At 64.9% G+C, this 8,876-nt stretch carries 3 protein-coding genes; 1 reads left to right on the top strand and 2 read right to left on the bottom strand.

From position 1 onward, the window contains the following. Together EN932_RS21295 and EN932_RS21290 are read right to left on the bottom strand one after the other, a co-directional pair. On the bottom strand, nt 1-4,716 hold a 4,716-nt coding region (locus EN932_RS21295; protein WP_128369049.1), incomplete at its 3' end, for a translocation/assembly module TamB. Between the two features lie 3 nt (nt 4,717-4,719). Continuing rightward, on the bottom strand, nt 4,720-6,648 hold the full coding sequence (locus EN932_RS21290; protein ID WP_127388396.1) for an autotransporter assembly complex family protein: 1,929 nt from the start codon (nt 6,646-6,648) through the stop codon (nt 4,720-4,722). A 272-nt stretch (nt 6,649-6,920) separates the two neighbouring features. Here EN932_RS21290 and EN932_RS21285 point away from each other — a divergent pair. Further along, nucleotides 6,921-8,876, top strand: a 1,956-nt coding sequence (locus EN932_RS21285) for an MG2 domain-containing protein (protein ID WP_245483310.1), incomplete at its 3' end; no start/stop codon positions are given.

The raw sequence follows: 8,876 nt of genomic DNA, 5'->3' as shown, positions 1-8,876 counted from the left end.
CTTGAGGCCAAGGCCGGCGCCATCGCCGACATTGGCATTGAAGGTCAGCTTGTTGCCGCCGAAGGTGCCCGACGAGGAGACACTCACCGCACCGACACCGGCACCGCGCGTCTGCGAGGTCTGCACGCCGGCCGCGTCGAGGTTGAAGGCAATGGCGGGGTTCGCCGGCGTACCCGTCACCTTGACCGTGCCTGAGATCGAACCGGCGGCGTCGAGCCCCGGCGAGAAACTGTTGGCGAGCGACATCGGCACCCGCGCCAGCGTCGCATTGATGTCGAGCGCCGTGCCGACCTTGCCGGTCACCGTCGCCGTACCACCGCCAAGGTTGAGCACGAGCCGGTCCAGCGTCGTCATGCCGTTGACGATGCTGACGGTCGAGGCCTGGGCAATGGCCGCCTTGATGCCTTGTACGGTCGCCTGGCCGGAGGCAAGCTCGATGGTCGTCGTGCCGTTGGCCGCTTTCACCCGGCCGGCGGCCTGTGCCGGAATGCCCTTGACGGTTGCGCCGCCGGAGAAGCCGGTCCAGTCGCCGTCGCGCTTCAAGTCGACATCGATGCCGCTGATCACGGTGCCGCCCGACGTGACGGTGTCGGCGCGAATCTTTCCGGAGATCACGGGCGCCGCCAGATAGTTGGCGACCAGCGCATCGATCGAGACGGCTTTCGCCTGCAGGTCGCCGCGCGTAATCGATGCTGTCGCCGCCTTGATTGCGACCTGTGGCGCATTGCCGTTCTTCGAAAAGGCGATCGTGCCGCGCACATCGCCTTCGGCCTTCTCCAGGGCAAGTGCTGCCAGCGGGCCGATATCGGGCAGGTCGAGCGCGATGGTGCCGACCGGCACGAACTTCTCGTCCAGCGCCAGATCGCCGGAAATCCTGTTCTTGCCGAGCGACAGCAGCAGGCCATTGATGGCGCTCTTGCCGTCCGCCGTCGCCAGCACCGCACTGCCTTGCAGCGCCTGGCCGGCGACATTGCCGGTCAGCTGCACATTCGCCGCCGGATTGGCGGCATCGGCCTTGCCGGTGGCGGCCAGCTTCAGCCCGGTGATCTCTCGCGCCGCCACGAGAAGGCGGTCGCTGTCGATGGTCAACGACAGGTCCGGCGCCGCGGCCGGGCCCTGCGCGTTCAACGCAAAAGCGATGGCGCCCTTGGCGTCTTTCGACAGCAGCGAGATGTCGCTCAGCGCACCCTTGATGTCGGCGGCTACCTTGTTGTCGGCAAGGCTGGCTTGCCCGTCTGCGGTCAGCGCGCCCGAGGTCAGCTTCAATCCGCCTATATTGATACTGCCGTTGGGGTCGCGCTTCAGCGTGGCGCTGATCTCAGCGCGTTCGCCAAGCATGCCGCGCGCCGCCGCCGGCAAGGCCGACGATGGGGTATCCGCCTTCAGATTGAGGTCGATGGCACCGTCACGCAGCGATACCTGGCCGGCAACTTGGCTGTTCAGCGCATCGCTCCTGAGCGAGCCGCTGTCTATGGCAACCGCATCGGCTGTCAGGCGACCGCTGAGCGCCGCCGTGACCTTGCCGGCGATCAGCGGCGCAATCACCGGATTGTCGAGACCGACCTTGTCCACCGACACTGTGCCGGAAACCGACCCTGCACGGTTCTTGAGATCGAACGCATCCGAGTGCAGCGCCAGGGCAAGCCCGTCCACCCTCGCTGGACTGGTGACGATCGAGGGCAGGATCGCGGAGACATCCAGGCGGGCCCGCGTGCTCTCGCCCGCCACCTTTGCCGACAAGGACCGGATCTCGATCTTGACCGGGCTCTCGGCGCTGCCGAGAATCAGGGGCAGACTGGGGCCGGATGAGATGAGATCGAGCGCAAAATCGCTGGCGCCGTTCGGATTGAGGGTGCCGGCTGCCTTGCCGGAAATCTTGTCGCCGGTCAGTGTCGCTTGATCGAGCACAACGCCGCCGGCCAAGGTGTATCTGCCGGCCGCATCGACGGCGAGCGGCCCGAGCCCGGCCTGCCGGGTCTGGCTGGTTTCGATACCGGCCAGTTGCGCATTGAAGCGGACATCGGGAGCGGCCGGCGGCCCGGTCACTCCAACCGTGCCGCTGAGCGTGCCGACAGCGTCGAGGCCGGGCGAAAATTCATTGGCGAGCGCCGCGGGCAGTGCCGAAAATTGCGCCGCGAGGTCGAGCGTCTGACCGGCAGTGCCCGACAGCGTCACCGAACCGCCGCCGACATCGAGCGCCAGTTTCTCGATGCTGGCCGTGCCGTTGGCGATGCTCAGTGTCGACGCCTGAGCGATTGCCGCCTTGATGCCGCGAACCGTCGCCTCGCCCGAGGCAATCTCGACGCTCGTCTTGCCGTCGGCGATCTTCACCCGGCCGGCAGCGGTCGCCGGAATGCCCGCTATGGTGGCGCCGCCGGTGAAATTGGTCCAATCGCCGTCGCGCTTCAGGTCGACGCCGATGCCGCTGATTTCGGTGGTTCCGGAAGTGACGCTGTCAGCCTTTATCGAACCGGCGATCGCCGGCGCCTTGAGATAATTGGCGATCAGCGCATTGACGGTGATGGCCTTGGCCGTCACGTCGCCACGCGCGATCGAAGTGCTCTTCGCATCGATCGCGACGGAGGGCGCGTCGCCCTCCTTGGCAAAGCCGATGGTGCCGTCGATGTCGCCCGTCACCGCCTGGCCGGCCAGTGCGGCCAACTGGTCGATAGCGGGCGCGTCGAGCGTCAGCGTGCCGAGCGGCATGTACGTGTCGTCCAGCGCGAGATCGCCCGAGACCTTGTTGTCGCCCAGCGAGACCAGGAATCCGTTGATCGAACGCTTGCCCTCGCTTGTCACCAGTGCTGCCTTGATATCGAGCGGCTGGTCGTTGACGGAGCCGGTCAGCGATACGTTGGCGGCGGGACTGGTGATATCGGCCTTGCCGCTCGCCGTCAGCTTGATGCTCTTCACCGTGCGGCCCGATGCCGTCAGGCTGTCGCTATCGGCGGTAACGGTGAAATCCGGAGCCGTCATCGCGCCGCTTGCCGACAGCGCGAAATCGACGCCACCGGCAACCGGCACGCCGACTGTCGGCGACAGCACGGAAACGTCGCCCAATTTGCCCTTGATGTCGGCCTGGATGTCGGTGCCCTGCATGCTGGCCGTGCCGGCGGCGCTGAGCGTGCCGGACGTGAATTCGATCGAGTTGGCGGCGAAGGATCCCTGCGGATCGCGGGCCGCGGTGGCCGAGAATTTCACCCGGGCGCCAAGCACCGAGGCGATCTGCGGCGGAAAGGCCGTCGCCACGGCATCCGCGTTCATCTTCAGCTGCATCGACAGGTCGGCAAGCGCCACCGTCGCCGTCAGAGAGGCGTTGAGCGCGTCGGAGCGCAGCGTGCCCTGGTCGATGGCAATGGCATCCTTGCTGACCGACCCGGCCAGATCGACATCGATCTTGCCGGTGATCAGCGGCGCCAGCGTCGCCACGTCGGTGTTGAGGCCACCTGCCTGCAGCTTGACGGTGACCGGCCCGGCGCGGTTCTGGATGTCAAAGCCGTCGGAATGGATCTGCGCCGCCAGATCATCCAGCCGCGTGCCGCCAGCAACGATGGAGACGAAGGAGGCGCCGATGTCGATGATCGGCGCCTTGCCGTCGCCGAAGGCGCGGGCGGTGGCATTGCTGATCGCCAGCGTGATCGGTTGCGCCTTGCTGCCGACGCTGATCACAACGGGCGGACCCTTGGCGGCGAGTTCGATCGAGAGGTCGCTGGCGCCGGCAGGATCGACAATGCCGGTCGCGGTGCCGTGCACCGCATCGCTGTCGATGTTGGCGCGGTCGACACTGACGCCACCGGCCGATGTGGCGGTGCCGGCGACATCGAAGCTGGTCTTGCCGGCAAACAGCGGCTTGAGATTCTCAGGCAGGAAGCGAGCGAAATCGCCGTCGCCCTTGGCCTCAACATGATTACCCTTGTCGGTCAGTTGGTGCCGGCCTGTCAGCTGGGTGACGATCTTGCCGTCGACCGAGAACGTGCCGATGCCGTTCCAATTGGCGAGCGGCCCGGTGCCCGAGACAATTATGTCGACCGGCGGCGTATCGGGCAGCTTGAGCAGATTGGCGATGATGCCGCCTGCCGGCTCCGAGGCCTTCAGGTCAAGATCGAGCCTGTTGTCCGCCGGCGCAAAGTGGATCTTGGCATCGACATTGCCTTGCTTGCCGTCATGGCGGGTGACGTTGAGCACCGTCTCGACCGCCAGAGGCGCGGCATCGGCCTTGAGCATGCCCCTGGCGGCAAGTTCGGCGATGCCGCTGCCGGCAAGGTCTTGGCCAAGCGCGATCTCGGGCAGGTCGATCTGCTTGATGTCGATGGAAACCGGCAGCGTCGTCGTGCCGCCGCTCGGCGCCGGCTGCGTGCTGGCCACCGGCAATCGCGCCAGCTCAATGCGCTCGGCGGCGATACGGTCGGCGCTGAAGTTTTTCGACAGCAGCGCCAGCGGCGACCAGTCGACGGCCACCTTGCGCGCCACCAGCCAGGCACCCTCGCGATCCTCCAGCACGACATGGTCGACGCTGAGGGCTCCCGACCAGATGCCGTCTATGCCGCTGACCGTGATCTTGCGGTCGTCGGTCGATGCCAGCCGCGAAATGATGCCGGCGAGATTGTCGCGGCCGCGCTCGGTCTTGGTTAGCACCACCAGCGCGCCGATCGCTCCCGCAATCACGATCAGCAGGGTGTAGAGAACAATGCGGAGGATGCGCCAGACTGTTTTCATCGCTCAGAATGCCTGTCCGATGCCGGCATAGATGCCGAAATGCGGATCGCCCGGATCGCGGTTGAGCGGCACGGCCGCGTCGATGCGCAGCGGCCCGAACGGCGTGACATAGCGCAGGCCGACGCCGGCGCCGACCTTGACATCGGAGAAATCGGGAACCGATTTGGTCGACACGGTGCCGGCATCGACGAACGGCACGATGCCGATCGTGTCGGTGATGGCGATGCGCATCTCGACCGAGGTTTCGAAGAAGGACAGGCCGCCGATCGGCTGGCCGGTGAAATCCTTCGGACCGATGCCCTGATAGGCGTAGCCGCGCACCGAACCGCCGCCGCCGGAATAGAAGCGCCGGTCGGCCGGCACATTCTGAAGCCCGGTGCCGACGATCGACCCGATGGCGACACGTTCGGCCAGCACGAACTTGGAAGCCGAATCCAGCGACTGATAGGCCGATCCCTCGCCCTTGAGCTTCAGGAAGGCCGCACCATTCAAAATGTCGTAGCTCGGCTCGGCATAGGCCAGCACCCGGAAGCCGCTGGTCGGGTTCAGGCGGTTGTCCCTGTTGTCGTAGACATATTGCAGCGGAATGCTGGCGATCAGGTATTTGTGCTTGCCGAAAGCGTCGTGGATGCGGGAATAGTCGAGCGCCACCTCGGCGGAAACCGTCTGCTTCTTGGTCAGTTCGTAGGACAGGCCGGCGCTGCCCTTGACCGAGAAATGGTCATAGGCATCAGGATGTTCGAGCACCGTCTTGACGCCGGCGAAGAACTTCGATGCCGGTCCGATCACACCGGGTTTCTCGAACATGATACCGGCATTGTAGTTGAGTTCGCCGAGATCGTTGCTGCCAATGCCGCTGATCTTGCCATCGATGCGCAGCTTCTCGGCCCGGCCGAACAAATTGCGGTGGCCCCAATAGCCCTCAAGGCCCAGCCCCTCGGTGTTGGAAAAAGTGCCGCCGACGCCGAAATAGCGTGGCTTGCGCTCGCTGACCTGGACGCCGATCGGAATGTTGCCGTCGGCATCGAGCTTGTCGGCTTCCTTGAACGTCACGCTGTTGAAGACCTCGAGCGCCAGCAACCGGTCGCGCGCATCGTCGATCTCTTGCGGCGAGTATTGCCGGCCGCGCTTGAGGCCGGTCATGTATTCGGTGAAGTCGCGGTCGACCTTCTCGGTGCCTTCCACGGTGGTCGGGCCATAGCCGGCGACCGGTCCGGCGGCGACCGTCAGCGTCACGTCGAGCGTCGAGGTGGCATGGTCGGCGACGATCTGGCGGTCCGTCACCTCTGCCAGCGGCCTGCCTTGCTCCTTCAGCGTCCGCACGATCAGCGCCTCGGCCTTGAGCACTGCGCCGGATCCGGCGTCGCCGCCTGATATCAGGCCATAATCGGCGCTCATCAGTCCTGCCGCGTCGCCTTGCAGCCTGATATTGCCCAAGGTGAATTTCGGCCCGGTAGCAATGTCGATCGCCACGGGAACCGGCTGCGGACCCTTGAATTCGGCATCCGGCGGCAAATCGTCGAGCGGCTTGCCGTCGATGGTGACGGTGACGACGCCTTCGTAGCGGGCATCGGCATAGAGCGCGGCGACAAGCTGTTCTCGGTCGCTGCGCGCCTTGGCCATCAGCCCGAGCGAGCCTGAAACCGGACGCTCCTCGTCGCTCTTCAGCGCCGTGGCATTTTCGAGCTTCTTGACCAGGTCCTTGTCCGCGTCGGGGGCATTGATGGTCACGGCGTAGCGCAGAGGATCGACGATGTCGGCCTCCTCGTCGCTGGACGATCCCCACAGCTTGATGCCGAAAAGCTCGAAAGCGGCCGCCGGGGGCGATTCGGCGACGAGCACGGTCGAGCACATCATGGCCAGCAGCAGGGCGCGCGGAAGCGCACGCCCTGGCGCGCGACCTCCTGACATCTGCTCTTCATGCGCCGGCATTAAGACAACCTAGGTTACAAAACTAAAATTGGAATGAAGTTCTGAAGCGCTCGTAAAGGGGCCACAATCCAATTGTCTGAAATAGGACGGGCTTGGAATTCACACCTTTTGCGTCGCCGCAAGAAAGCGTGATCCCCTGTCCTATGGAGGTACTACCGGTCATCGACCGGAAAGGAAACCGTTGGCAGGCGGACCCCTGCCGCGTCCTTGTGTTGACAAGCCTGACTGAAGCTTGATCATGCCCGGACGTCAGCTGTGTCTGGAGGGGTGTTATGGCAATGCGCGCGGCTCGTGGTCTTTCGATTCTGATTCTCCTGTTTTTTGCCTGGGCCAATGTCCTGGCCTGGAGCAGCGTCTCGCAGGCGGCCGAAGCCCGGCGTATCGCGACAACGGACAATTCCGATTATTTCGGCTTTGATCTCAGGTCCGACCAGAATGTGACAATCGACCAGTGCAAGACGACATGCCTGGGAGACCCGGCCTGCCGCGCCTTCACCTACAATAAAAAGGCCAAATGGTGCTTCCTCAAATCCGACTACAACCAGTTGAAAACCTTCAATGGCGCGGTCGCCGGCAAGGTCGTCAACATCGATGGCGATCCTGATATCGGCGCGCCGCCGGAACTCGCCTTCTTCCCCAACTGGATGGCCGACCAGGCCCAGCAATACCGCAACAAGCTGCTCGGCCCGGCCTATGACAAGCCGACAGAAGGCATGGCTGCCTTGCTGAGTGCCGCCGAACAGGCCGTGCTGACCGGCGACCACCGCTCCGCCATGCTGAAATACGAGGCCGCTGTCTCGGTACTGCCCGATGATGGCCAGCTCTGGCTCAACCTGGCGCGTGAAACGCTGGCCGTGCAGCCCGCCGCCAGCACATCCGAAGCTTCCACTTTGCCGACGAACGGCACTTCGGCCGCATTCAATGCCTATAAACTACTGCGCACCACCAAGACGCGCGCCGAAGTGCTGGCGCTGCTCGGCAACGGCCTCGACAAGCGCGATCTCTACCGGCCGGCGCTGCAGGCCTATGAGGCGAGCCTTGCCCTGAATCCGTCGCCGGCGGTCCAGGCCGACTATGCCGATCTGAAGGCGCGCAAGGGTTTCCGCGTTATCGACCACACCATCGACGCCGACACCAGCGCGCCGCGCATCTGCGCGCAATTCTCCGAGGATCTGGTCAAGACCGGCGTCGATTACGCGCAATTCGTCACTGTCGACAATGCACCGCCCAAGGGCGTCGAGGCCAAGGACAAGCAGATCTGCGTCGAAGGGCTGGAGCATGGCCAGCACTACGACGTCACCTTCCGCGCCGGCCTGCCGGCGGCAATCGGCGAAGTGACCGCGGCACCCGTGGTGCTGTCGATCTATGTCCAGGACCGCGCACCGTCCGCCCGCTTCACCGGTGATAGCTTCGTGCTGCCGGCCGGCGCGCGCCGTGGCATTCCGATCGTTACCGTCAACATGAACGCTGCCGAGATGAAGCTCTATCGCATCGGCGATCGTTCGCTCGCCCAGCTTCTGTCGGGCTACCAGTTCCTGCACCAGCTGGACGGCTATGACATCTCCAACATTTCCGAGCAGATGGGCGCGCCGGTCTGGCAAGGCCAGCTCGACATCGCCAATGACCTCAACAAGGAGGTCACCACCTCCTTCCCGGTCGACGAGGCGGTGCCGCAGCGCAAGCCCGGCGTCTACGTGCTGACCGCCCAGGCCGTCAACGACAAGAGCGACGACTACAACTCGATGGCCACGCAATGGTTCGTCGTCTCCGACATCGGCCTGTCGACCTATACCGGTCAGGACGGGCTCAATGTCTTTGCCCGTTCGCTGGGCAGCGCCAAGCCGATCGCCGGCGCCGAACTGACGCTGGTCGCCAGGAACAATGAGGTTCTGGGCACGGCGACGTCGGATGCCGACGGCCATGCCGTCTTCAACCCCGGCCTGACGCGCGGCGACGGCGGCATGGTGCCGGCCGTGCTGATGGCAAAGCAGGGCGACAATGACTTCGTCTTCCTCGACATGGGCCGGGCCGGCTTCGACCTGTCCGACCGCGGCGTCACCGGGCGCGCGGCGCCAGGTGCGCTCGACGTCTATGCCTGGACCGAACGCGGTATCTACCGCGCCGGCGAGGATGTTCATGTCGCCGCACTTGCTCGCGACGGTGCCGCCAAGGCGGTCGAAAACCTGCCGTTGACCTTCATCTTCTCGCGCCCCGACGGCGTCGAGGAC

This window comes from Mesorhizobium sp. M7A.F.Ca.US.002.01.1.1 (assembly GCF_004022955.1).
GTDB classification, from domain to species: Bacteria; Pseudomonadota; Alphaproteobacteria; order Rhizobiales; family Rhizobiaceae; genus Mesorhizobium; species Mesorhizobium ciceri.
The sequence above is the reverse complement of the archived record's forward strand: the minus strand, read 5'-3'. Positions and strand labels throughout refer to the sequence as shown.